This is a genomic window from Cryobacterium sp. W22_MBD10_FK3, assembly GCF_052113745.1.
Lineage (GTDB): Bacteria > Actinomycetota > Actinomycetes > Actinomycetales > Microbacteriaceae > Cryobacterium.
Genome location: NZ_JBGQOH010000003.1, coordinates 138,457 through 159,822, shown reverse-complemented (window position 1 = coordinate 159,822; position 21,366 = coordinate 138,457). Strand labels below are relative to the sequence as shown.

The 21,366-nt window shown below is 67.0% G+C and carries 23 protein-coding genes; 16 read left to right on the top strand and 7 right to left on the bottom strand.

Annotation, left to right across the window (positions count from 1 at the left end):
• The first annotated feature begins 171 nt into the window (after positions 1 to 171).
• The 4 genes from nrdH to nrdF all read left to right on the top strand — a co-directional run bounded on the left by nrdH (position 172) and on the right by nrdF (position 4,174).
• The gene (gene nrdH / locus ACEN2M_RS05365; protein ID WP_066592430.1) at positions 172 to 405 is read left to right on the top strand and encodes a glutaredoxin-like protein NrdH; all 234 of its coding nucleotides are present in this window, start codon (positions 172 to 174) and stop codon (positions 403 to 405) included.
• Between the two features lie 78 nt (positions 406 to 483).
• The gene (gene nrdI, locus ACEN2M_RS05360; protein ID WP_441647104.1) at positions 484 to 945 is read left to right on the top strand and encodes a class Ib ribonucleoside-diphosphate reductase assembly flavoprotein NrdI; all 462 of its coding nucleotides are present in this window, start codon (positions 484 to 486) and stop codon (positions 943 to 945) included.
• A gap of 35 nt (positions 946 to 980) precedes the next feature.
• Entirely contained in the window at positions 981 to 3,086 is a 2,106-nt protein-coding gene (nrdE, locus tag ACEN2M_RS05355; RefSeq protein WP_441647197.1) for a class 1b ribonucleoside-diphosphate reductase subunit alpha, read from the top strand.
• Positions 3,087 to 3,199: 113 nt separating this feature from the next.
• Positions 3,200 to 4,174 carry a class 1b ribonucleoside-diphosphate reductase subunit beta gene (nrdF, locus tag ACEN2M_RS05350; protein WP_441647103.1) on the top strand — a complete coding sequence of 325 codons (975 nt, stop codon included), beginning with the start codon at positions 3,200 to 3,202 and terminating at the stop codon, positions 4,172 to 4,174.
• A 114-nt stretch (positions 4,175 to 4,288) separates the two neighbouring features.
• Here the strand turns inward: nrdF and ACEN2M_RS05345 are convergent, their stop codons facing one another.
• Positions 4,289 to 5,326, bottom strand: a complete 1,038-nt coding sequence (locus ACEN2M_RS05345) for a GTP-binding protein (RefSeq protein WP_441647102.1) — start codon at positions 5,324 to 5,326, stop codon at positions 4,289 to 4,291.
• Positions 5,327 to 5,370: 44 nt separating this feature from the next.
• On the opposite strand from ACEN2M_RS05345, the gene ykgO reads away from it, so the two are divergent.
• The 3 genes from ykgO to ACEN2M_RS05330 are packed head-to-tail and all read left to right on the top strand — an operon-like array spanning position 5,371 to position 8,274.
• Positions 5,371 to 5,493, top strand: coding sequence for a type B 50S ribosomal protein L36 (ykgO, locus tag ACEN2M_RS05340; RefSeq protein ID WP_441647101.1), 123 nt, complete (start codon positions 5,371 to 5,373; stop codon positions 5,491 to 5,493).
• A gap of 49 nt (positions 5,494 to 5,542) precedes the next feature.
• Positions 5,543 to 6,934, top strand: coding sequence for an FAD-binding oxidoreductase (locus ACEN2M_RS05335; RefSeq protein ID WP_441647100.1), 1,392 nt, complete (start codon positions 5,543 to 5,545; stop codon positions 6,932 to 6,934).
• Positions 6,931 to 8,274 carry a class I SAM-dependent methyltransferase gene (locus ACEN2M_RS05330; RefSeq protein WP_441647099.1) on the top strand — a complete coding sequence of 448 codons (1,344 nt, stop codon included), beginning with the start codon at positions 6,931 to 6,933 and terminating at the stop codon, positions 8,272 to 8,274. The genes ACEN2M_RS05335 and ACEN2M_RS05330 overlap by 4 nt, the downstream gene beginning before the upstream one ends.
• A 15-nt stretch (positions 8,275 to 8,289) precedes the next feature.
• Here ACEN2M_RS05330 and ACEN2M_RS05325 read toward each other — a convergent pair whose 3' ends face one another.
• Together ACEN2M_RS05325 and ACEN2M_RS05320 are read right to left on the bottom strand one after the other, a co-directional pair.
• Positions 8,290 to 10,314 carry an ABC transporter ATP-binding protein gene (locus tag ACEN2M_RS05325; RefSeq protein ID WP_441647098.1) on the bottom strand — a complete coding sequence of 675 codons (2,025 nt, stop codon included), beginning with the start codon at positions 10,312 to 10,314 and terminating at the stop codon, positions 8,290 to 8,292.
• 3 nt (positions 10,315 to 10,317) lie between these two features.
• On the bottom strand, positions 10,318 to 12,048 hold the full coding sequence (locus ACEN2M_RS05320; RefSeq protein ID WP_441647196.1) for an ABC transporter ATP-binding protein: 1,731 nt from the start codon (positions 12,046 to 12,048) through the stop codon (positions 10,318 to 10,320).
• A gap of 169 nt (positions 12,049 to 12,217) precedes the next feature.
• Between ACEN2M_RS05320 and ACEN2M_RS05315 the strand changes: the two genes are divergently transcribed.
• Positions 12,218 to 12,517, top strand: a complete 300-nt coding sequence (locus ACEN2M_RS05315) for a hypothetical protein (RefSeq protein ID WP_441647097.1) — start codon at positions 12,218 to 12,220, stop codon at positions 12,515 to 12,517.
• Positions 12,518 to 12,548: 31 nt separating this feature from the next.
• On the opposite strand, the gene budA is transcribed toward ACEN2M_RS05315, so the two are convergent.
• Both budA and ACEN2M_RS05305 read right to left on the bottom strand, forming a co-directional pair.
• Positions 12,549 to 13,277 (bottom strand): acetolactate decarboxylase, encoded by a 729-nt coding sequence (gene budA / locus ACEN2M_RS05310; RefSeq protein ID WP_441647096.1) that lies wholly within the window; start codon positions 13,275 to 13,277, stop codon positions 12,549 to 12,551.
• Between the two features lie 29 nt (positions 13,278 to 13,306).
• On the bottom strand, positions 13,307 to 14,227 hold the full coding sequence (locus tag ACEN2M_RS05305) for a hypothetical protein (protein ID WP_441647095.1): 921 nt from the start codon (positions 14,225 to 14,227) through the stop codon (positions 13,307 to 13,309).
• A gap of 178 nt (positions 14,228 to 14,405) precedes the next feature.
• Here ACEN2M_RS05305 and ACEN2M_RS05300 point away from each other — a divergent pair, with 178 nt between their 5' ends.
• Both ACEN2M_RS05300 and ACEN2M_RS05295 read left to right on the top strand, forming a co-directional pair.
• A complete protein-coding gene (locus ACEN2M_RS05300; protein WP_441647094.1) occupies positions 14,406 to 15,845 on the top strand; it encodes a protein kinase domain-containing protein in 1,440 nt (479 codons plus the stop codon).
• A 138-nt stretch (positions 15,846 to 15,983) separates the two neighbouring features.
• Positions 15,984 to 16,523: a universal stress protein gene (locus ACEN2M_RS05295; RefSeq protein WP_441647093.1), complete on the top strand. Its 540-nt coding sequence runs from the start codon at positions 15,984 to 15,986 to the stop codon at positions 16,521 to 16,523.
• 51 nt (positions 16,524 to 16,574) lie between these two features.
• Here ACEN2M_RS05295 and ACEN2M_RS05290 read toward each other — a convergent pair whose 3' ends face one another.
• Complete coding sequence (locus ACEN2M_RS05290; RefSeq protein WP_441647092.1) at positions 16,575 to 16,862, bottom strand: PLDc N-terminal domain-containing protein; 288 nt, start codon at positions 16,860 to 16,862, stop codon at positions 16,575 to 16,577.
• Positions 16,863 to 17,079: 217 nt separating this feature from the next.
• On the opposite strand from ACEN2M_RS05290, the gene ACEN2M_RS05285 reads away from it, so the two are divergent.
• Positions 17,080 to 17,721, top strand: coding sequence for a ScbR family autoregulator-binding transcription factor (locus ACEN2M_RS05285; protein ID WP_441647091.1), 642 nt, complete (start codon positions 17,080 to 17,082; stop codon positions 17,719 to 17,721).
• A gap of 99 nt (positions 17,722 to 17,820) precedes the next feature.
• On the opposite strand, the gene ACEN2M_RS05280 is transcribed toward ACEN2M_RS05285, so the two are convergent.
• On the bottom strand, positions 17,821 to 18,252 hold the full coding sequence (locus ACEN2M_RS05280; RefSeq protein ID WP_441647090.1) for an organic hydroperoxide resistance protein: 432 nt from the start codon (positions 18,250 to 18,252) through the stop codon (positions 17,821 to 17,823).
• Between the two features lie 111 nt (positions 18,253 to 18,363).
• On the opposite strand from ACEN2M_RS05280, the gene ACEN2M_RS05275 reads away from it, so the two are divergent.
• From ACEN2M_RS05275 to ACEN2M_RS05255, 5 genes are all read left to right on the top strand, one after another.
• Positions 18,364 to 18,954: a MarR family winged helix-turn-helix transcriptional regulator gene (locus ACEN2M_RS05275; protein WP_441647089.1), complete on the top strand. Its 591-nt coding sequence runs from the start codon at positions 18,364 to 18,366 to the stop codon at positions 18,952 to 18,954.
• Between the two features lie 55 nt (positions 18,955 to 19,009).
• Positions 19,010 to 19,387 carry a GNAT family N-acetyltransferase gene (locus ACEN2M_RS05270; protein ID WP_441647088.1) on the top strand — a complete coding sequence of 126 codons (378 nt, stop codon included), beginning with the start codon at positions 19,010 to 19,012 and terminating at the stop codon, positions 19,385 to 19,387.
• Between the two features lie 76 nt (positions 19,388 to 19,463).
• Positions 19,464 to 19,877: an Hsp20/alpha crystallin family protein gene (locus ACEN2M_RS05265; RefSeq protein ID WP_441647087.1), complete on the top strand. Its 414-nt coding sequence runs from the start codon at positions 19,464 to 19,466 to the stop codon at positions 19,875 to 19,877.
• Positions 19,878 to 20,020: 143 nt separating this feature from the next.
• Positions 20,021 to 20,209 carry a hypothetical protein gene (locus ACEN2M_RS05260; protein WP_441647086.1) on the top strand — a complete coding sequence of 63 codons (189 nt, stop codon included), beginning with the start codon at positions 20,021 to 20,023 and terminating at the stop codon, positions 20,207 to 20,209.
• 352 nt (positions 20,210 to 20,561) lie between these two features.
• Positions 20,562 to 21,338 (top strand): M23 family metallopeptidase, encoded by a 777-nt coding sequence (locus ACEN2M_RS05255; protein ID WP_441647085.1) that lies wholly within the window; start codon positions 20,562 to 20,564, stop codon positions 21,336 to 21,338.
• The last annotated feature ends 28 nt before the right edge of the window (positions 21,339 to 21,366 follow it).

Genomic DNA, 21,366 nt, shown 5'->3' with positions numbered 1-21,366 from the left:
CTGCAATCACTAGATGTAGTATTGAAGTCCAAGCAATCGCACAACGCTTAAAACTGAACTTCGCACTTCACGGGTGCATTTCCACCACATTTCCATTACGTCTTCAGCACGGATGTCGCGCAGCTTTGCAACGGTCCGAACCCGACGAGAACGATACGAGAGGCCTCATCGATGGCAATCACCGTCTACACCAAGCCGTCCTGTGTGCAGTGCACCGCCACCTACCGCGCCCTGGACAACAAGGGCATCGAGTACAACATCCTCGACCTGTCGGCCGACGAGAACGCACTCGAGGCCGTCAAGGCGCTCGGCTACCTGCAGGCACCCGTCGTCATCACCGACGAGGACCACTGGTCGGGCTTCCGCCCCGACAAGATCAACGAGCTCGCCGCGCGCCTGGCCTAACCACCGCTGCGCCTGGGGGGCGCCGACCGCTCGACCGCAGTGCGCCCAGCGCGCACTACTCGCACAAAAAGGGGACCCATGCTGCTTCAGGCTGATTCCACTCGCGAGTCCTCCGCCGGCCTGACGGCCGCCGGAGACGTCGACATCATCTACTTCTCGAGCATCTCGGGCAACACGGCCCGGTTCGTCGAGAAGCTCGGCCGACCGGCCGCCCGTATCCCGCTTTATCCCAAGGATGCGCCGCTTGTGGCGGAGCATCCGTTCGTGCTCGTCGTGCCCACCTATGGCGGCGGCAACCTGGGGCCGGCCGTGCCGCGCCAGGTCATTCGTTTTCTGAACGACGAACGCAACCGCTCACTCATCCGCGGCGTCATCGGCGCCGGGAACACGAATTTCGGTGAGGCCTTCTGCCTCGCCGGGGACATCGTCGCGCAGAAGTGCGGCGTGCCCCACCTGTATCGCTTTGAAGTATTCGGCACCCCGGACGACGTCGCCACCGTCCACGAAGGATTGGAAGAATTTTGGAAGCAACAGCCGTGAAGGTCACCCCGATCAGCCCGCCGTCGGGTCTGGACATGGACTATCACTCCCTGAACGCCATGCTCAACCTGTATGGCCCCAGCGGAGAGATCCAGTTCGACAAGGACCGCGAAGCTGCCCGGGAGTTCTTCCTGCAGCACGTGAACCAGAACACTGTGTTCTTCCACTCGCTGCGCGAACGGCTCGACTACCTGGTGGAGAAGGAGTACTACGAGCAGGCCGTGCTCGATCTGTACAGCTTCGAGTTCATCACCAAGCTCAACGACCTCGCCTACTCGAAGAAGTTCCGCTTCCAGACCTTCCTCGGCGCGTTCAAGTACTACACCTCCTACACGCTGAAGACCTTCGACGGCAAGCGTTACCTCGAGCGCTTCGAGGACCGCGTCGTGATGAGCGCCCTCGGCCTGGCCCAGGGCGACGAAGAGCTCGCGATCGCCCTCGTCGAGGAGATCATCGCCGGCCGCTTCCAGCCCGCCACCCCCACCTTCCTCAACTCCGGCAAGGCCCAGCGCGGCGAGCTCGTCTCCTGCTTCCTGCTCCGCATCGAAGACAACATGGAGTCCATCTCCCGCGGCATCAACTCCTCGCTGCAGCTGTCCAAGCGCGGCGGCGGCGTGGCCCTGCTGCTCTCCAACATCCGTGAGTCCGGCGCGCCGATCAAGCAGATCGAGAACCAGTCCAGCGGCATCATCCCCGTGATGAAGCTGCTCGAAGACTCCTTCAGCTACGCCAACCAGCTCGGCGCCCGCCAGGGTGCCGGCGCGGTGTACCTGCAGGCGCACCACCCCGACATCATGCGCTTCCTCGACACCAAGCGGGAGAACGCCGACGAGAAGATCCGCATCAAGACCCTCTCCCTCGGTGTCGTCATCCCCGACATCACCTTCGAGCTGGCCAAGAACAACGAGGACATGTACCTGTTCTCCCCGTACGACGTCGAGCGCGTCTACGGCGTGCCGTTCGCCGACATCTCGGTCTCCGAGAAGTACCACGAGATGGTCGACGACCCGCGCATCAAGAAGTCCAAGATGAAGGCCCGCGACTTCTTCCAGACGCTCGCCGAGATCCAGTTCGAGTCCGGCTACCCGTACATCATGTTCGAAGACACCGTGAACAAGGCGAACCCGATCCAGGGCCGCATCAACATGTCGAACCTCTGCTCGGAGATCCTCCAGGTCAACACCCCGACCACGTACAACGAGGACCTCTCCTACGACACCATCGGCAAGGACATCTCCTGCAACCTCGGCTCGATGAACATCGCGCTGGCCATGGATGCGCCCGACTTCGGCCGGGTCGTCGACACCGCCATCCGCGGACTGAGCGCCGTCTCCGACCAGAGCCACATCGCGTCGGTGCGTTCGATCGAGAGCGGCAACGACAAGTCGCACGCCATCGGCCTGGGCCAGATGAACCTGCACGGTTACCTCGCCCGTGAGCGGATCTACTACGGCAGCGAAGAGGGCATCGACTTCACCAACATCTACTTCTACACGGTGCTGTTCCACGCTCTGCGCGCCTCGAACAAGATCGCCATCGAACGCGGCATCACCTTCGAGGGCTTCGAGAACTCCACCTACGCCTCCGGTGCGTTCTTCGACAAGTACACCGACCAGGTGTGGGCACCGGCCACCGCCCGCGGCGCCGAGCTGTTCGCGAACTCCAACGTGGAGATCCCCACGCAGGCCGACTGGGCCGAGCTCAAGGCATCCGTCATGGCGCACGGCATCTACAACCAGAACCTGCAGGCCGTGCCGCCGACCGGGTCGATCTCGTACATCAACAACTCGACCGCGTCGATCCACCCGATCGCCTCGAAGATCGAGATCCGCAAGGAAGGCAAGCTCGGCCGCGTGTACTACCCGGCGCCGTTCATGACGAACGACAACACCGAGTTCTACCAGGATGCCTACGAAATCGGCTACGAGAAGGTCATCGACACCTACGCCGCGGCCACCCAGCACGTGGACCAGGGCCTCTCGCTGACCCTGTTCTTCAAGGACACCGCCACCACCCGCGACATCAACCGCGCCCAGATTTACGCGTGGAAAAAGGGCATCAAGACGATCTACTACATCCGTCTGCGCCAGATGGCCCTCGAGGGGACCGAGGTGGAGGGCTGCGTTTCCTGTGCGTTATGAGTAAATAGCGACATAATCGGTGGTCGAGCTTGTCGAGACCACGCACGTAGATCTCGAGATCTCGAGGTCTCGACAAGCTCGACCAACGGTGCACCACCACAAAGGACTAAGAAATGATTGACAAGCTCAAGCTCGTCTCCCACGTTGACGCGATCAACTGGAACAAGATCGAAGACGAGAAAGACGTGGAGGTCTGGAACCGCCTCACGAACAACTTCTGGCTGCCCGAGAAGATCCCGCTCTCCAACGACGTGCAGTCCTGGAACCAGCTCACCCCGGTGGAGCAGCAGCTCACCATGCGCGTGTTCACCGGCCTGACCCTGCTGGACACCATCCAGGGCACCGTCGGCGCGGTCTCGCTGATCCCCGATGCGATCACCCCGCACGAGGAAGCCGTCTACACGAACATCGCGTTCATGGAGTCCGTGCACGCCAAGAGCTACTCCTCGATCTTCTCGACCCTCGCGTCGACGAAGGAGATCGACGAGGCGTTCCGCTGGTCGACCGAGAACGTCAACCTGCAGAAGAAGGCGTCCATCGTGATGGACTACTACCAGGGCGACGACCCTCTGAAGCGCAAGGTCGCTTCGGTGCTGCTCGAGTCGTTCCTGTTCTACTCCGGCTTCTACCTGCCGATGTACTTCTCCAGCCGCGCTCGCCTCACCAACACGGCCGACCTCATCCGCCTGATCATCCGGGATGAAGCGGTGCACGGGTACTACATCGGCTACAAGTTCCAGAAGGGTCTCGAGGGCGCCACGCAGGAGCGCAAGGACGAGATCAAGGACTACACCTTCAACCTCATGTTCGAGCTGTACGAGAACGAGGTGCAGTACACGCAGGACCTCTACGACCAGGTCGGCCTGACCGAAGACGTGAAGAAGTTCCTGCACTACAACGCCAACAAGGCGCTGATGAACCTGGGCTATGAGGCCATGTTCCCGAAGACCGTCACCGACGTGAACCCGGCGATCCTGTCGGCCCTCTCGCCGAACGCCGACGAGAACCACGACTTCTTCTCCGGGTCGGGTTCCTCGTACGTGATCGGCAAGGCCGTGAACACCGAAGACGACGACTGGGACTTCTAGGTCCCGCTGGCCAGTCATCCGGCCGCTCGTTGAGTGCCGGACAAAGCACCCTCGTTCTCGCGAACGAGGGTGCTTTTTTCGAAAAAACGAACGACATCCAACCCGTCCCGGGGTCTAAGCGTCGTCCCGGTCGAGGTCCCAGGCCGGGAACGGGTCGGCCAGGCCCTTCCACTCGATCGGGCCGCCGACGAATTCGCGGTCGTCGAGCAGGCAGGCGTCGAGGTCCGCCGTGAGACGGGCCCCATCGAGGTTGCGGCCGAAGAAGGCGATCTCCTGGCCCCACGGCGACTCGGGATCGTGGCTGCCCATGGTGGTCGGTTCGAACTCGATGGTCGGCCCGGCACTGTTCCACGAGCCGACGACGAACGGGCGGGACGCCAGGCGGAACAGCCCGCGCGAGCGGAGGATCTCACCCGAAGCGCTCGACCTGTCGCTGAGGAACTCGGCCAGGCGGCCCGGGTGGAATGGCCGCGGATCCCGGTAGACCACGCAGCCGAGGCCCGCCCGGCTTGAGTTGAGCAGGCCCTCGCCGTTCAGCTGACGGATCCAGCCGGGGCTCTGCTGCAACCAGTGCAGCATGTCCTCCCGCGGTGGCAGCCACGGGTTGACCGAGCTGTGCCCGTGCTGGGCGAAGACGACGGGGCTGGACGGGTTGAGCAGCCGCACGAAATCGCGCAGGTCCGCGGAGTCGTTGGCGGTGGACAGGTCGGTCTTGTTGATCACCACCACGCTGGCCCACTCGATCTGTTGCACCAGGGCGTCGGCCACCGTGCGGTCGTGCTCGCCGTGCGTGCTGCAGGGCACCGGGGGCTCTGGTGCGAGCCGGTCGCTGCGGATGTCCCGCCAGAAGCTGGACGCGTCGATCACGCTCACAAAATTGCCCAAGCGGATGGCGGCCGTGTCTGGCCAGAGAGCCGGGTCGCCGCCGGCGGCCATGACCGAGATGGCCACCTCGAGCGGAACGATGGAGGGGTGCACCTCGAGCATGAGCTCGGACGGGGAGCGGTTGGCGGCGATGGCCCGGCTCACGGCATCCGGATCGGCGCCGGTCAAGCGGATGCTGGCGCGGCCGCTGGCGCGGGTGATGGAGGACTTGCCAGCACCCGTGAGTCCACTGACCAGGTTCACGGTGAGGTAGGGAGACGATGTCATGCCTGTTACTCTAATTGATATTCATTCTCAATAAGGAGTCGGCTATGAAAGTTCGCAATTCGCTCAGGGCACTCAAGAAGCTTCCCGGCGCTCAAATCGTGCACCGACGGGGCCGGGTGTTCGTGATCAACAAGAAGAACCCGCGCCTGAAGGCCCGACAGGGTTAACAGCCTGCCAGGCGTCGCCTCGAGCGCGGTTGCGGGCTACCGTGGGGGCGTGTCCGTTGCTGCAGCCGCTACCCAGGTCGCCCACGCCGAGGGCGTGCGGCGGCTTCTCGCGAGCTACCGGGCGGTGCCGGCCACGGAGTCGGTGCGGCTGGCCAAACCGACCTCCAACCTCTTTCGAACTCGCACCAAGAACCAGGGCAGGGGCCTCGACACCTCCGGGCTGACCGGTGTCATCGCCGTCGACGCCCAGGCGCGGACGGCGGAGGTGGCCGGCATGTGCACCTACGACGACCTCGTCACCGCGACCCTTCCCGCCGGGCTGGCACCGCTGGTGGTGCCGCAGCTGAAGACCATCACCCTCGGCGGCGCGGTCACCGGACTCGGCATCGAGTCGACCTCGTTCCGCAACGGACTGCCGCACGAGTCGGTCCGCGAGATGGACATCCTCACCGGCGCCGGGGAGGTGATCACAGTGTCGCCCACCGAGCACGCGGATCTGTACCGGGCCTTCCCCAACTCCTACGGCACGCTCGGGTACGCCGTGCGCCTCTGCATCGACCTGGAGCCCGTCAAGCCGTTCGTCGCCCTCCGGCACCTGCGCTTCCACTCGCTGGGCGACCTGGTCACGTCGATGGGCCGCATCACTGAGACCGGCCGGTTCGATGGCGTGACGGTCGATTACCTCGACGGCGTGGTGTTCAGCGCCGGGGAGAGCTACCTCTCTGTCGGCGTGCAGACCGACACCCCCGGTGCGGTCAGCGACTACACCGGGCAGCGGATCTACTACCGCTCGATCCAGCACGATGACGGTGTGACGGATGACCGCCTCACCGTTCACGACTACCTGTGGCGGTGGGACACCGATTGGTTCTGGTGCTCCGAGCCGTTCGGCGCGCAGGACCGGCGCCTCCGCCAGATCTGGCCGAAGCGCTATCGGAGCAGCCGCTTCTACTCGAGGCTGATGAAATACGAACAACGGTTTGGGATCGGCGACCGCATCGAAAAGTTGGCCGGCCGGCCGCCGCGGGAACGTGTCGTGCAAGATATCGAGGTTCCGCTCGCGCACTGCGCGGAGTACCTGGACTGGTTCCTGGCGACAGTGCCGATCCAGCCGATCTGGCTGTGCCCACTGCGCCTGCGTGAAGCCGGCATTGCCGGCGGCGGCTGGCCCCTGTACCCGATCAAGGCCAACCAGACCTACGTCAACGTGGGCTTCTGGGGCACCGTGCCCATCGGGCAGCAGGGTGGCGAGACGAACCGGCTAATCGAGCGCAAGGTCGGCGAACTCGACGGGCACAAATCGCTGTACTCCGACTCCTATTATTCCCGTCAGGAATTCGACGAACTCTACGGCGGCGCCAGCCACCGAGCGGTGAAGAAAATATACGACCCCGATTCACGTTTCCTCGACCTCTATGCCAAGGCGGTGCAACGACGATGACCACGTTCAAGGACCACTCGACGAAGTCGGCAGCTCTGAACGATGCGACAGAGAACACTGAAGCCGCAGCGAAGTACACTCTCGCCGAGGTGCTGGAGATTCTGGCCGGCGGTCGGCTTCCGCTCTACTTCACTGCCTACGACGGGAGTTCGGCCGGACCTCCCGACGCCCCGTTCGCACTGGATCTGAAGACTCCGCGCGGCACGACCTACCTTGCCACCGGTCGCGGGGACCTCGGTCTTGCCCGCGCCTACATCGCCGGCGACCTCGAGATCCGTGGGGTGCACCCTGGAGACCCCTATGAACTGCTCAAAGCGCTCGCCGACAGCCTCGTCTTCGAGCGCCCGCCGATGCGGATGATGGTCGACATCATCCGCTCCATCGGCGCCCGGCACCTGCGCCCGATAGCGCCGCCGCCCGAGGAAGCCGAGCCCAGATGGCGCCGGGTCACCGCTGGGCTCCGGCACAGCAAGACCCGGGATTCAGACGCTGTGCACCACCACTACGACGTGTCGAACACCTTCTACGAGTTTGTGCTCGGGCCGTCGATGACCTACACCTGCGCGTGCTACCCGCACGGGAGCGCATCCCTCGAACAGGCGCAGGAAAACAAGTACCGGCTGGTCTTCGAGAAACTGCGCCTGACACCGGGCGACCGGTTGCTCGATGTCGGCTGCGGCTGGGGCGGCATGGTGCGCTACGCCGCGCGCCGCGGCGTGCGGGCCACCGGGGTGACGCTGTCGGGCGAGCAGTCCGGGTGGGCGCAGCGGGCCATCGCAGACGAGGGCCTGAGCGGCTTGGCCGAGGTGCGTCACGCCGACTATCGCGATGTCACCGAATCCGGCTTCGACGCGGTGTCGTCGATCGGGCTGCTCGAGCACATCGGGGTGCGCAACTATCCGTCGTACTTCGGCTTTCTGCAGTCCCGGCTGCGACCAGGCGGGCTGCTGCTCAATCACAGCATCACCTGGCCCGAGAACAAAAAACGGCCCGAGGCGGGCGGATTCATCGACCGCTACGTCTTCCCCGACGGGGAGCTCGCGGGATCGGGCCGGATCATCGGCGACGCGCAGGACACCGGTCTGGAGGTGCTGCACGAGGAGAACCTGAGGCAGCACTACGCGATGACGCTGCGCGACTGGTGCGCCAATCTCGTCGAGCACTGGGACGAGGCCGTCGCCGAGGTCGGACTCGCCACCGCGAAGGTGTGGGGGCTGTATATGGCCGGATCGCGGCTCGGGTTCGAGAGCAACGGCATCCAGTTGCACCAGATACTGATGCAGAGGCCCGGCACGGGTGTTGCCGCCGAGCTGCCGCTGCGACCGTGGTGGACGCCCTAGCCGGGATGCACGGGACTACTCGACGGGCACCGGCTCGTCGGCGGGGTCGCCGCCCATGAACTGGGACATGTAGAGCGCGTAGTAGGCGCCGTGGCGGGCCAGCAAGTCGTCGTGGTTGCCCTGCTCCACGATGCGTCCCTCCTCCATGACCAGGATGGTGTGGGCGTCGCGGATCGTGGAGAGCCGGTGCGCGATCACGAACGAGGTGCGGTCGGCGCGGAGCGCGGCCATGGCGTGCTGCACCATCAGCTCGGTGCGGGTGTCGACCGACGAGGTGGCCTCGTCGAGGATCAACAGCGACGGGTTCGCCAGGAACGCCCTGGCGATGGTGAGCAGCTGGCGCTCGCCGGCCGAGACGCTGCCGCCGTCGGCGTCGAGCACGGTGTCGTACCCGTCGGGCAGCTGACGCACGAACCTGTCGACCATGGTCGCCTCGGCGGCGGCCACAACCTCCTCGTCGGTGGCGTCCAGCCGGCCGTAGCGGATGTTTTCCCGGATGCTGCCGCCGAACAGCCAGGCATCCTGCAGCACCATGCCCACCTGCGAGCGCAGTTCACCGCGGGAGAGCGCCGTGATGTCGACGCCGTCGAGCAGGATGCGGCCGCCGGTGAGCTCGTAGAAGCGCATCACCAGGTTCACCAGGGTTGTCTTGCCCGCCCCGGTGGGCCCCACGATCGCGACAGTGTGGCCGGGTTCGGCGGAGAACGACAGGTCTTCGATCAGGGGCTTGTCGGCGCTGTACGCGAACGACACCTGCTCGAATTCGACGTGCCCGTTGGTGCGCGCGGGCAGCTCGGCGGTCTGGGTGTCCGGTTCCTGCTCGTCGGCATCCAGCAGTTCGAAGGTGCGCTCAGCCGAGGCGACACCGGACTGCAGCATGTTCGCCATGCCCGCCATCTGCCCGATCGGCTGGGAGAACTCCCGGGAGTACTGGATGAACGCTGTCGCGTCGCCGAGGGTCATCTGCCCGGAGGCGACCCGCAGGCCGCCGACCACGGCGATCATCACGTAGGAGAGGTAGGAGACGAAGGTCATCGCGGGCATGATCATGCCGGAGACGAACTGCGCGCCGAACGAAGCGGTGTACAGCTCCTCGTTGCGCTTGTCGAACTCCTCGAGCATCTCCTTGTCGCGGCCGAACGCGCGCACGATCTCCTGGCCGGAGAAGGTCTCCTCGATATGCCCGTTCAGGGCGCCGGTGTTCTTCCACTGCGCGGTGAACAACTTCTGCGACCGCACGCCGATGACACCGGCGATGATGGCCGAAAGCGGCAGCGAGATCAGGGCGATGAGCGCCAGCTGCCACGACACTATGAACATCATCGCCGCGATGCCCAGCACAGTGAGCACCGATTGGATCAGTTGGGAGAACGCCTGCTGCAGCGACTGCTGGATGTTGTCGACGTCGTTGGTGACCCTGGACATCAGGTCGCCGCGCTGGCGGGTGTCGAAGTAGCTCAGCGGCAGCCGGTTGAGCTTTTCTTCGATGTCCTGGCGCAGCCGGAACACGACCCGCATCACCAGGCCGTTCAGGATGAAGCCCTGCGCCCAGGTCAGCACCGACGCGATCGTGTACATGGCGAGCACCACGATGATCAGGCGGCTGAGCACCGTGAAGTCGACGCCCGCGCCGGGCACGACGGTGGTGCCCTGCAGCATGTCGGCGAACTGGTCATTGCCGTCGGCGCGCGCCTGGGCCACCACCTCGGCGAGCGGCACGCCGGCCGGAAGTTGCATGCCGATGACCCCGTTGAAGATGGCGTCCATCGCCTGGCCGAGGATCTTCGGCGCCAGCACGGTGAGCACCACCGACAGCACGACGAGGGCGATGACGAGGATCATCTTCATGCGCTCGGGCCGCATCAGGCCGATCAGGCGCTTGGCCGAGGGCAGGAAGTTCTCCGCCTTGCGTGCCGGGGTGCCGCCGAACATGTCGCCGTCGGCCTCGGTGGGCACGAAATCCGCGGTGAGGTCGTCGGAGACCGTGGCGGTGCCGGCATCGGCGGCTGCCGCGGCGCGCTTGCTGATTCGCTTGGCCATGGTCTACGCCACCTCAACGCTCAACTGGGATTCGACGATTTCACGGTAGGTGGCATTGCTTTCCAGCAGCTCCGCGTGGCTGCCGCTGCCGGTGATCACACCGTTGTCCACCACGAGGATCTGATCTGCCTCGGTGATGGTCGACACCCGCTGCGCCACGATGATGACGGTGGCGTCCCTGGTCGCGTCGCCGAGTGCGGCCCGCAGGCGCGCGTCCGTGGCCACGTCGAGGGCGGAGAACGAGTCGTCGAAGAGGTACACCCTGGGTTTCGCCACCAGCGCCCTGGCGATGCACAGACGCTGCCGTTGGCCGCCGGACACGTTGGTGCCGCCCTGGGCGATGTGCTCGTCCAAACCGAGCGGCATGGCACGCACGAAGTCCTCGCCCTGCGCGATGCGCAGCGCCTCCCACAGCTCGGCGTCCGTCGCATCCGCCCGGCCGAAGCGCAGGTTGGAGCCGATGGTGCCGGAGAACAGGTACGGCTTCTGCGGGATCAACCCGACGACCGTCGCGAGCTGCCCGCGGGTGAGGTTCGAGACCGGCACTCCGTCGATGGTGACCGCGCCCTGCTGGGCATCGTAGAGGCGGGCGATGAGGTTGATCAGGGTGCTCTTGCCGGCGCCGGTGGAGCCCACGATGGCGGTGGTCTGGCCGGGTGCCGCGATGAAGCTCACGTTGTCGAGCACCGGACGCTCGGCGCCCGGGTAGCCGAAGCTGACGCCGCTGAAGTCGACCACACCGGTGGTGGGCGCGGCCACCTGCGCGTCGGACGCGATGGTCTGGCTGCTGACCGTGTTGAAGACCTCGGTGATCCGTTCGGCGCAGACGATGGCGCGGGGGATCATCATCACCATGAAGACGCCCATCATCACGGCCATCAGGATCTGCAGCAGGTACTGCAGGAACGCGGTGAGCGACCCGATCTGCATGTCACCGGCATCCACCCGCTGGCCGCCGAACCAGAGCACGGCGGCGGTGGCCAGGTGCAGCACCATCATGATCACCGGGAACATCAGCACGAAGATGTTGCCGACCTTCACCGACACGTCGGTGATGGCCTCGTTGGCCTTGCGGTACCGCTCGGATTCGAAGGGCTCCCGCACGAAGGCGCGCACGACGCGGATGCCCACGATCTGTTCGCGCAGCACGCTGTTGATGCCGTCGAGGCGGTCTTGCATCAGCCGGAACAGCGGCAGCAGCAGGAAGACCAGGAAGCCGACAATGAGGAACAGCACCGGCACCGACACCCACACCAGCCAGGACAGCCCGACGTCTTCGCGGAGTGCCATGATGATGCCGCCCACGCACATGATCGGGGTGGACACCATGAAGTTCAGGGTCATCAGCACGAGCATCTGCACCTGCTGCACGTCGTTGGTGCCGCGGGTGATCAGGGTGGCGGTGCCGAAGCCGCCGAGCTCGAGCGCGCTGAGCGAGTCGACCTTGCGGTACACCTCACGGCGCAGGTCGCGGCCGATGGCCATGGCGGTGCGGGCGCCGAAGTACACCCCGCCGATCGCGGTGACGACCTGAACGAGGCAGACGATCAGCATGGTCATGCCGGTGGACCAGATGAAGTCGGTATCGCCGCGGGTGACGCCCTCGTCGATGATCTGCGCGTTCAGGCTGGGCAGGTAGAGCGCGGCGATGGTGGAGACCAGCTGGAGCAGGAAGACCCAGACGATCCACGAGCGGTACGGCCGGGCGTGGCTGAGAATCAGGGAAGTCAGTATCAACGGGGTCCTCACGGTCACGAGCCACGGCTGCCGGGGCACGGCGACGCCTCGCCCGTGAGCCTCGTGAATAATACCAGTCGGCAGGCGGATGGGGTGCGGGATTTGCGAGGGGAACTCGCGTCGTTCCGGCCACCTGTTCGGTCGCGGGCGGGCCTACGCTGGGGCAATGTCCCGCACCATGCGCCTGAAGCCCAATGAACTGGTCGCGGCGTGGCCGGATGGCCCAGCCAGCGACCCGATCGGGGAAGTCGCGCGGGTGTTCGCCGGCAACCTGCGCCGGGCCATGGGGCAGAGGAGCATCCGTGGCACTGCGGAGGCCTGCGGCATGAACCACGCCACCCTGATCGGCATCCTGGAGGGCCGGGCCTGGCCGGACATGGAGACCATCGCCAAGCTCGAACGTGGGCTGGATGCCGCGCTCTGGCCGGGTCACGCGTCGGGCGGGGCGGGCGCGCTCCGGCGTTGATCGAGCCCGTCGAGATCCCGTGGCCGAGCGGTCAGCGGTGGTTCTCGGTCTGCTCGATCTGGTCGGCGAGGTTGTCGGGGCTGAGGTCGGCGTTCTTGAACTCGGATGTCAGCGGCAGCTCGAGGTGCAGGTCGGTGCCGATGCAGATCTCGATGATTCCGGAGCTGAGCTTGAAGTCGAGCACGTGCCCGCCATGCCCGCGGGCGGCGTCGATGTAGTGCACGTGCCCGCCGGGAACGCCGATGCCCTGACCGTAGAGCGGGGTGCGGAAACCCGCCACGACGCCGGTGGAGCGGCCGAATTCCAGGGTCTTCTCGCCGCGGATGGCCTCGGACATGGGCTGGTACGGCTTCTCCTGCCGCTGCACCGCCCGCACCCGCACCCACTCGAACTTGCCGGTCAGACGCACCGCGTAGAGGTAGTTCGCGCTCTGCAGACGCTCGTTGATCAGCGCCACCGCCTGATCGCGGGTGGCGGGCCCGTCGACGGGGATGGTCACCGTCGGCACGAACTCGGTGACCACGGCGAACGGGCTCAGGTCGGCGCCCGCGGCGGGCGTCACCGTGCCGTCCACCCGCATCCGGTAGCAGACGCCGTCGAGGATCAGCATCTCCCCGTCGAGGGCGTTGAAGGTGCCCAGGCCGAAATCGCCGTGCTCGAGCAGGGTCGCCACGGTGGTGTCGCCGTCGTAGATGCCGTCGAGGAGGGCGCTCATCAGGCTGGTCTGGTACACGAGATGGCGGCCGGCGGGGACGTCCACGATGGTTCCTCCTGAGCGTGCGGTGGGGGTCAGAGAGACGGGATCAGTTCGGGCACCCGGCAGGGCTGGCCGCGGTCGAAGTTGAGGCAGGCGCCCAGGGCATCCGGGTACGGGGCGGTGTCACCCGAACCGAACCAGGCCGTGTAGAACAGCCAGAAGTTGAGGTTGCCGTGGGTGGAGCATCCGTCGCCGTCACTGTCGGGCTGGGCGAGGGCGGCCTCGTTGGGCTGGTACGGCGTGTAGTTGTACAGGTTGGCGGTGGCCTGGTTCTGGATGTCGACGGTACTGGCGCCGCACTCCGCGTCGGGGTTGTAGCCCACCTCCACGTCGCCGATCTTGTAGGTGCGCTCGGGCTCCTGGGTGTACTGCCGGAACTGCCAGGCGGCGTTGTAGACCTGGTTGAAGAACCCGAAGTACTCGGTCTCGCAATCGGCGGTGTCCGGGCAGCCGTAGCCGGTGGCGCGCAGGTAACCGGACTCGGTGGGCCGGCTGAGCAGAGACTGCTCCTTCTGCAACAGCACCAGCAGAACGCGGGGGCTGATGCCGCAGGCCTCGGCGACCTTGCTGATGATGGTGCTGGCGTGTTCGTGCTCGGCGCCGGGGTACGCGGCGCAGTGGCCCGCGCCTGCGGCGGGCTGGTCCACGGTGCTCTCGCGGTACTCCCAGAGACAGGGGGAGCTGTCGGTGCGGATGCAGCTGCGCGAGGTCAGGAACGACTGCACCTGCTGCTCGGTCATGGCGTCGGCGTTGAAGAAGGTGTAGTCGCTGATGATGCGGCCGGGCTCGAAGCCGGCCAGGTCGATCTGGTTGGTCGCGATCGGCGCGGTGCGGGTGGCCGTGGCCGGTTCTGCGTTCACCGCGGCGCCGACAAGGACGGCCCCGCCCAGGGCCACGACGAGAACGGCTGCCGTCGCGAGCGCGGAGAGGCGGTGGCGCTCGAAGAAGCTCATCCCGCCAGACTATCGAAGGCGTTCGGATGCCGGGTGGGAGGGGCCTGCGAGGTGCCGGCCGACCGGCCGCCGATTGATGTATTACGGGCGTCTAACGATGCGCGAACCGGGGCTCGGCCGGACGGCGGCGGCAGCGTGGGCTCGGATAGAATTGCAGGCCAGGAAAGGCGGGAAAAACGTGCCGAACGGTGCATCGACAGGTCTCCTGCGCGGGCGTTACAGGTTGCTGGAATTGATCGGTCAGGGCGGCATGGGGGCCGTCTACAAGGCCACCGACGAGTTCCTCGGCCGCAACGTGGCCATCAAGATCTTCCTCGCCAACGCCACGGCAGCCGCCGACGTGCGCCGCCAGGAGGACGAGGTCAACATTCTGGCCTCCCTCAGCCACCACAGCCTCGTCACCCTGCTCGACGCGGCGGTCGACCGCAGCATTCCCGCGATGCCGCGCATCTACCTGGTGATGGAACTCGTGGAGGGCGCCGACCTGCAGCGGAAGCTCGCCCGCGGCCCCCTGCCGGTGCGTCAGATCGCCCAACTGGCCTACGACCTGGCCGAGGGCCTGGAGTACATCCACTCCCGGGGCGTGGTGCATCGCGACGTCAAACCGGCCAACGTGCTGCTGGTGGACTACAACGGCGATGACTCCCGCACCCGCGCCAAGCTCACCGACTTCGGCATCGCCCTGCTGGCCGAATCCGAACGTTTCACCGCGGATGGCGCCGCCACCGGCAGCGCCCACTACATGAGCCCCGAGCAGGCCTCCGGCGACCCGGTGGGGCCGGCCAGCGACGTCTACGCTCTCGGCCTGGTGGTACTGGAATGCTTCACCGGTGAGATCGCCTTCCCGGGTTCCGCCGTACCGTCGGCCCTGGCCCGGCTGCTGAACGACCCGGTCATCCCGGCCACAGTGCCCGCTGCCTGGGCCGGCCTGATCGGCGCGATGACCGCCCGCGACCCCCGGGACCGGCCGCTCGTGCACGACCTGGTGCTGGCCCTGCGTCAGCTGATCATCGGCTCCTCTGGGCGACACCGCGCCGGCGCTCCGGTGCTGGTGGCAGCGGCTCGGCCCGACGCCAGGCCCGGCACCCGGCCCGGGGCGCCCGAGGCTGCGGACGAGGAGGGCCGGATGACGGCCGTGCGGCGGTACGACCTGCTGGACACCCCGCCGGACGGCGCCTTCGACCGGATCACCGCGATGGCCGCCCGCATCTTCCAGGTGCCGATCGCGCTCGTGAGCGTGGTGGACTACGACCGGATCTGGTTCAAGTCGAAGCATGGGCTGAGCGTGGAGCAGATCGACCGCGACGAGGGGCTCTGCGCCTCGGCGATCCTGCACGACGAACCGTGGGTGGTGACGGATGCCCGCACCGACCCCCGAGCGCTCGCGAACCCGCTGGTCGCCGGCGAGATGGGCCTGCAGTTTTATGCCGGGGTGCCGCTGACCACCAGGGACGGGCACAACCTGGGCACCCTGTGCCTGATCGACTACGAGCCGCGGGAGTTCACCGCGGCCGAGATGGCGACCCTCGAAGACCTCGCCGCCGTGGTGATGAGCGAACTCGAACTGCGTCTGGACAGCCGGCAGGCCCTGCTCGACCAGCGCGCCCTGCACGGCTGAGACCGGGCTGCGGGGCTGGTCGGATCAGAAATCCGCGGCCCAAAACCTCGCGGCCTCTTCCGGCGGGAGGCCGGCGACGGTTGAATGGGAGGGAACCGTCGAAGTCGGATGCGCCGCCTTCCGCGGCAGGAGGTCACCATGGACGCTGACACGAACAGAGGCACGAACCCGCGGGCCGATGCCCAGGATGCGGCGGCGGTGCACGCCGAGGCGGCCGCCCAGCCCGCGCAGGAGCCCGGCCCCCGCACCGGCATCGTCGTCGGGCACGACGGGTCCGCCGACGCCAATCACGCCCTGACCGTGGCGCTCGATCTGGCCGCCGGCCTCGCGGTTCCCGTGACCATCGTGCGCGCCTGGACGATCGACACGGCTCCGCGCCCGGCGAACTGGGAATTCGGGTACGTCTCCTCGTACTCCGACTACGCGGGAGCCGTGCGGGACCGGCTCGCCAAAGACACCCAGGCCGTCGTGGCCCAGCATCCGAACCTCGACGTGGAGTACAGGGTGGCCCTCGGCGGGCCGGCCAAGACCCTCATCGAGGTGTCCAAGGGGTCCCGGATGCTCGTGGTCGGATCCCGGGGACGTGGCGGCCTGGCCGGCATGCTGCTCGGTTCGGTCAGCGAGCAGTGCGTGCGGCACGCGGATTGCCCGGTGCTGGTGGTGCCTCCTCGGACCTGATCGCACCGGCGGGCTCGGACCGCGCCGCGGCGCGAACGATGCCGCGCGTGGTCAGCCGGCCTGCAGGCGGTTGCCCACCGCGAACCAGGCCAGCGCGCCGAACACCGGAGCGAAGACCACCGTGAGCACCCAGCGGGTGCGGGAGGACTCGCTCAGGTGCACAGCCTGGGCCACCTGCACGAGCGCGGCCACGATGAGCACGATGGCGCCCAGGAGAGCCAGGACGATGAGCGCCAGACCGATCAGCCCCCCGAGCTCAGCCCCGCTGAGCGCACCACCGTCCAGAACGTCGGTGTGCTCGTTGGTCCCCTGTAAGGCGGCGCTGAGTGTGCTGTTCATTCGTCGGATTCCCCTCGATCCCGGCAGATGGTGCCCGGCAGCGATGCCGGGCGGGTGATGCGGTGGTGCGGTTGTCGTCGGCCGGGAAAACAGGTTCCCCCCGGAATGTTCGCCCGGCCTCCGCAAAGCATACCAAACGGTATGATTAGTTTCGAGACGAAGTCGATATTGGTCTCGGTGCCGCGCCACCAGGCGCCGTGTCGACTCGAGGAGCAGCATGACCCAGCAGGCCCGAGCCGTTGAAACCCGCGCGGCCATCATTCGCGCCGCCGCCGACGTCTTCGGCAACCTGGGCTACGGCGGCGCCTCGATGGCCGACATCTGCGTCGCGGCCGGCCTCACCAAGGGGGCGCTGTACTTTCACTTCGACTCGAAGGACGCCCTGGCGCTGGCCGTCATCGACGCCCAGCACGAGCGGGCCCTCGCCCTGGGCGACGAGCTGCTGCACAGCGACCAGCCCGGCCTGCACGTCTTGCTGCGGATGGCCTTCGAGCTGGGCAAGCAGGTGCGGGATGACTCGGTGTCGCGGGCGGGCATCCGCCTGACCATGGAATCGAGCAACCTCTCGGTGCCGGTCGTCACGCCATACCGGGACTGGATCGCGGCGTGCGAGCTGCTGCTGCGCCGCGCCATCCTGGACGGCGACGTGCGCGAAGACGTGGATGTCGCGGCCGCGGCCCACTTCATCAGTCCGGCGTTCACCGGGGTGCAGGTGGTCTCCGGCGTGCTCACCGGCCGGGCCGACCTGATGCAACGCCTCATCGAGATGTGGTCGTTCGTGCTGCCGAGCCTTGTGGTGCCCGAGCGGTGGGAGACGCTGTCGACCCTGCCGCGGGAGATGGCCGACGTCTGGGGCTGATCCCGGCGCAACTGTGCCCCGTTCGGACAAATGGTGCCGGCGTACCGGCACCAATCGTCCGCACGGGGCACAGTTAGGCGGGCGGGCAGAGGGTGGAGGTTAGTCCTCGTCGGTGACGACGGAGAGCACCACGTTGATGTTGCCGCGAGTGGCGCGCGAGTACGGGCAGACCGCGTGTGCGGCCTCCATGGCCGCCTGGGCGGTGGCCGGGTCGGCGCCGGGAATCTGGGCTTCGATGGTGACCTCGAAGTCGAGGCCGGCGGCCATGCTACCGACCAGGTTGACGGTGAGGGTCACGGCGGACTCGGACACGTCGATCTTGTTCTGGCGGGCGGTGGCCTTGAGCGCGTTGTGGAAGCAGGCTGCCCAGCCGCTGGCGAAGAGCTGCTCGGGATTGGTGCCGGGGCCGTCGTCGCCGCCCATGTCCTTGGGGATGGACAGGTCGAGGTCGAGCTTGTTGTCGCTGGTGACGACCTTGCCGGTGCGTCCGCCCCAGGAGGTGGCGGAGGCTGTGTAAATGGCGTTGGTCATGATTGTCTTCTTTCGGGTAGAGCGGAGCACACTGGACTCAGTGTTCGACACGGAGCACGCATATGCTTCGTATTCGAAACAACTTGTTTTCAGCCTAACGGAGGACTGACCATGGGAATTCCCGAACCATCCATCTCTGCGGATGAGATGCGTGCCTGGGCGGCCCTCTTCGAGACATCGAACATCGTGCAGTACGCGGCCGACCGCAATCTGCGCGACACGGTGGGGCTCACCCTGGCGCAGTTCGAGATTCTGCTGCGCATCGGGGAGGCCGGCGCCGACGGCCGCCGCATGACCGACATCGCCGACGCCCTCACGGTCTCCCGCAGCGGGCTCACCTACCAGGTGGGCCAGCTCGAGCGGAAGGGCCTGGTGCTGCGGCAGCCGGCCCCCGACGACGACAGGTCGGTGATCGCCCGCATCACGCCGACCGGCCTGGACCTGCTGCGCGCGGGCATCCCCGGCTACGTGGACCTGGTGCGGGAGATGCTCTTCGACAGGCTCAGTCACGCCGACCTGATGACTGTCACCGAGATCCTCGACGACGTGCGGCGCCAACTCAAGGAGCAACCCAAGCGCTCGACGTTCAGGCGGGCGCGGCGCAGCGTCGCCCAGACCGGTGCGGATGCCGGTACGGATGCGACGGCGGCCGCGACGGTGGCCGCGACGGTGGAGTCCGCTGGGGTGCCCGCCGGCGAGTAGTCGCCAGGGCTCCCGCGGGGGTTGCATCCGTCGGTGTGGTGGGCAGACTGGAAAGATGAGCACCCCCACACACGACGACAGCCAGCACGGCGGCACCGAGCAGGGCGAGCAGCGCACCGTCGAACTCGTCGAGGACGAGCGGCGTTACGTGCTGCTGCTGAGCGGCAAGCGGGTGGGCTACACCGTGTACGCCGACCACGGTGAGCAACGGGTGTTCGTGCACACCGAGATCAACATGGACCAGTCGGGCAAGGGCCTGGCGTCGACCCTGGTGGCCGCCGCCCTCGACGATGTGCGGGCGCGGGGCCTGCGGCTCGTGGCGCTCTGCCCGTTCACGGCGGCGTACGTGCGCGGGCACCGGGAGTACGACGATCTCGTGGACCCGCTGACCCCGCGGCTGAAGGCCGACCTGCGTGCGGCCCAGCTGATCTAGAGCGCCTGCGCGGCGGTGCCCGCGGGGGTACTGTGTGCCGTGAAAACACACACACCGAACCCCGAGGAGTTGCATTATGGCTGGTGGAGTAGCGCGCCGCGATCGATTCGAACTGCCCGACTCCGTGCGACGCTTTTTCGAGGGCGACTGGGATTCCCCCGCCCTGCGGGTGGAGGAATACCAGGAGGGCAGCACCCTGGTCGTGAAGGCGGAGATGCCCGGCATCGACCCCGACAGGGACGTGGACATCTCGGTGTCCGATGGGGTGCTGCACATCCAGGCCGAACGCCAAGAGAGAACCGAGCACAAGGAGAAGGGCGGCTACCGCACCGAGTTCCGCTACGGCTCGTTCGCCCGCGACATTCCGCTGCCCAGCGGCAGCAAAGACGCGGATGTCTCGGCGAGCTACCGGGACGGCGTGCTCGAGGTGCGGGTGCCCGTCGCGGAGCGCTCCGAGACGACATCGAAGATTCGGGTGACCCGCGGCTGATTCGGCGGCTGCCGGGGCACGGTCACGGCGCCACGTCCACCCGGGGCGACGGGATCGAGGCGGATGAGACGCAACGGGCCTATCACGGTCTGTCCAGCCGGCGTTCCTGGACCTGCCCGGCGGTCGTTCCGTAGAGTGAAGGCATGACTGTCGACCGCACCGCCGTTCCCGGCCGCCGCACCACGGTGTTCGGCTGGGTGTGGAGCGTTCTGGTTCTCGGCATCGGGTTGTGGGTGAGCCTCGCCACCGGAGAGTGGATCGCCCTGCTGTGCGCGGCCGGCCTGGTGATCCTGCCCGTCGGCGGCCTTGCCCTCCGGGCCCGGCGACCGTAGCCACTCCGCCCCGGCCGCTGCCGCCGGACTCGCGTTGATGTGTGCATATGCATGGATGCACACGGTTTACCCAGCAACGTGACGTAATGTCACTTTCTTGCGCCCGGAGCCGACGATGTCGCCGCGGTGCTGGATTCCCATTCGACGGTGCCTTTCTCGGCGCCGTCCGCTCCACGCCCTACCTGGCCGGCCGCGTTCGATAACGAACGTGCCGTCGGCGAGGAACCCTTCCGAGGTCTGGTGGATCCGCGTCCTGATCCCGCTCCGACAGAAAGCTTCGCCATGCCCAGTTGCCCCGCCGCGCTCACCCGCGCCCAGACCACCCTTGCCCGCCGACCGGCCGGGGAGGCTCATGCGTAGGCGGACCGGATACATCGCGCCGCCCTCCCGTCACCGCCAGACCTACGCGGCGACCGCCATGACCTTCGTGGCCCTGCTCACGGCCGCTGGCGCACTGCCCGCCCAGGCCGCCTACCTGGATGCCGACGGTGTCGCGGCCGGATCGGTGACACGTTCGGGAATCGACCGGGCCCAGCCCGCCGCCGAGCCCGAGCAGAGTCTCACCGTGACCGCGGAATCGGCCATCGCCGTGCAGGTGGACACCTACGCGGCCAACGAGGCGGCACCGCCGCCACCCGTGGTCGTCGCTCCCGCCGCCAGCGAGCCCGCCCCCGCCACCGCTGCCGCGCCGGTTCGGGCGAGTGTGCAGTGGCCCTTCGCCGGTGTCACCCGTATTTCGGATGGCTACGGTCCCCGCTCGGCGCCCTGCGCCGGCTGCTCCACCTTCCACGACGGCCTCGACATGAACCCCGGCGAGGGAACCCCGATCGGTTCCATCGCCGACGGTGTCGTGAGCTCGGTCACCGCGTTCGACAACGGCGGCCTCGGCGTGCACGTCATGATCGACCACGTTGTGGCCGGCCAGAACGTCACCAGCACCTACGGGCACATGCTCGCCGGGTCCGCCGCCGTGAGCGTGGGCCAGTCGGTGACGGCCGGGCAGATCATCGGCAACGTGGGCAGCACGGGCCAGAGCACCGGGCCGCACATGCACCTGGAACTGCACCTCGACGGCGTCACCGCCATCGACCCGTACGGCTGGCTGACCGAGCACGCGGGGCCGATGTAGCCCAGCGTGCAACCCGACGACCTGACCG

Bases quoted from the DNA above. Each gene is read 5' to 3' on its own strand.
- ACEN2M_RS05270 (WP_441647088.1), top strand. From the start codon at position 19,010: ATGAGCACCCCCACACACGACGACAGCCAGCACGGCGGCACCGAGCAG.
- ACEN2M_RS05285 (WP_441647091.1), top strand. From the start codon at position 17,080: ATGACCCAGCAGGCCCGAGCCGTTGAAACCCGCGCGGCCATCATTCGC.
- ACEN2M_RS05345 (WP_441647102.1), bottom strand. From the start codon at position 5,326: ATGACATCGTCTCCCTACCTCACCGTGAACCTGGTCAGTGGACTCACG.
- ACEN2M_RS05330 (WP_441647099.1), top strand. From the start codon at position 6,931: ATGACCACGTTCAAGGACCACTCGACGAAGTCGGCAGCTCTGAACGAT.
- ACEN2M_RS05260 (WP_441647086.1), top strand. From the start codon at position 20,021: ATGACTGTCGACCGCACCGCCGTTCCCGGCCGCCGCACCACGGTGTTC.
- ACEN2M_RS05305 (WP_441647095.1), bottom strand. From the start codon at position 14,227: ATGAGCTTCTTCGAGCGCCACCGCCTCTCCGCGCTCGCGACGGCAGCC.
- nrdH (WP_066592430.1), top strand. From the start codon at position 172: ATGGCAATCACCGTCTACACCAAGCCGTCCTGTGTGCAGTGCACCGCC.
- ACEN2M_RS05315 (WP_441647097.1), top strand. From the start codon at position 12,218: ATGTCCCGCACCATGCGCCTGAAGCCCAATGAACTGGTCGCGGCGTGG.
- ACEN2M_RS05265 (WP_441647087.1), top strand. From the start codon at position 19,464: ATGGCTGGTGGAGTAGCGCGCCGCGATCGATTCGAACTGCCCGACTCC.
- ACEN2M_RS05275 (WP_441647089.1), top strand. From the start codon at position 18,364: ATGGGAATTCCCGAACCATCCATCTCTGCGGATGAGATGCGTGCCTGG.
- nrdF (WP_441647103.1), top strand. From the start codon at position 3,200: ATGATTGACAAGCTCAAGCTCGTCTCCCACGTTGACGCGATCAACTGG.
- nrdI (WP_441647104.1), top strand. From the start codon at position 484: ATGCTGCTTCAGGCTGATTCCACTCGCGAGTCCTCCGCCGGCCTGACG.
- ykgO (WP_441647101.1), top strand. From the start codon at position 5,371: ATGAAAGTTCGCAATTCGCTCAGGGCACTCAAGAAGCTTCCCGGCGCT.
- ACEN2M_RS05295 (WP_441647093.1), top strand. From the start codon at position 15,984: ATGGACGCTGACACGAACAGAGGCACGAACCCGCGGGCCGATGCCCAG.
- ACEN2M_RS05280 (WP_441647090.1), bottom strand. From the start codon at position 18,252: ATGACCAACGCCATTTACACAGCCTCCGCCACCTCCTGGGGCGGACGC.
- ACEN2M_RS05255 (WP_441647085.1), top strand. From the start codon at position 20,562: ATGCGTAGGCGGACCGGATACATCGCGCCGCCCTCCCGTCACCGCCAG.
- ACEN2M_RS05325 (WP_441647098.1), bottom strand. From the start codon at position 10,314: ATGGCCAAGCGAATCAGCAAGCGCGCCGCGGCAGCCGCCGATGCCGGC.
- ACEN2M_RS05290 (WP_441647092.1), bottom strand. From the start codon at position 16,862: ATGAACAGCACACTCAGCGCCGCCTTACAGGGGACCAACGAGCACACC.
- nrdE (WP_441647197.1), top strand. From the start codon at position 981: ATGGACTATCACTCCCTGAACGCCATGCTCAACCTGTATGGCCCCAGC.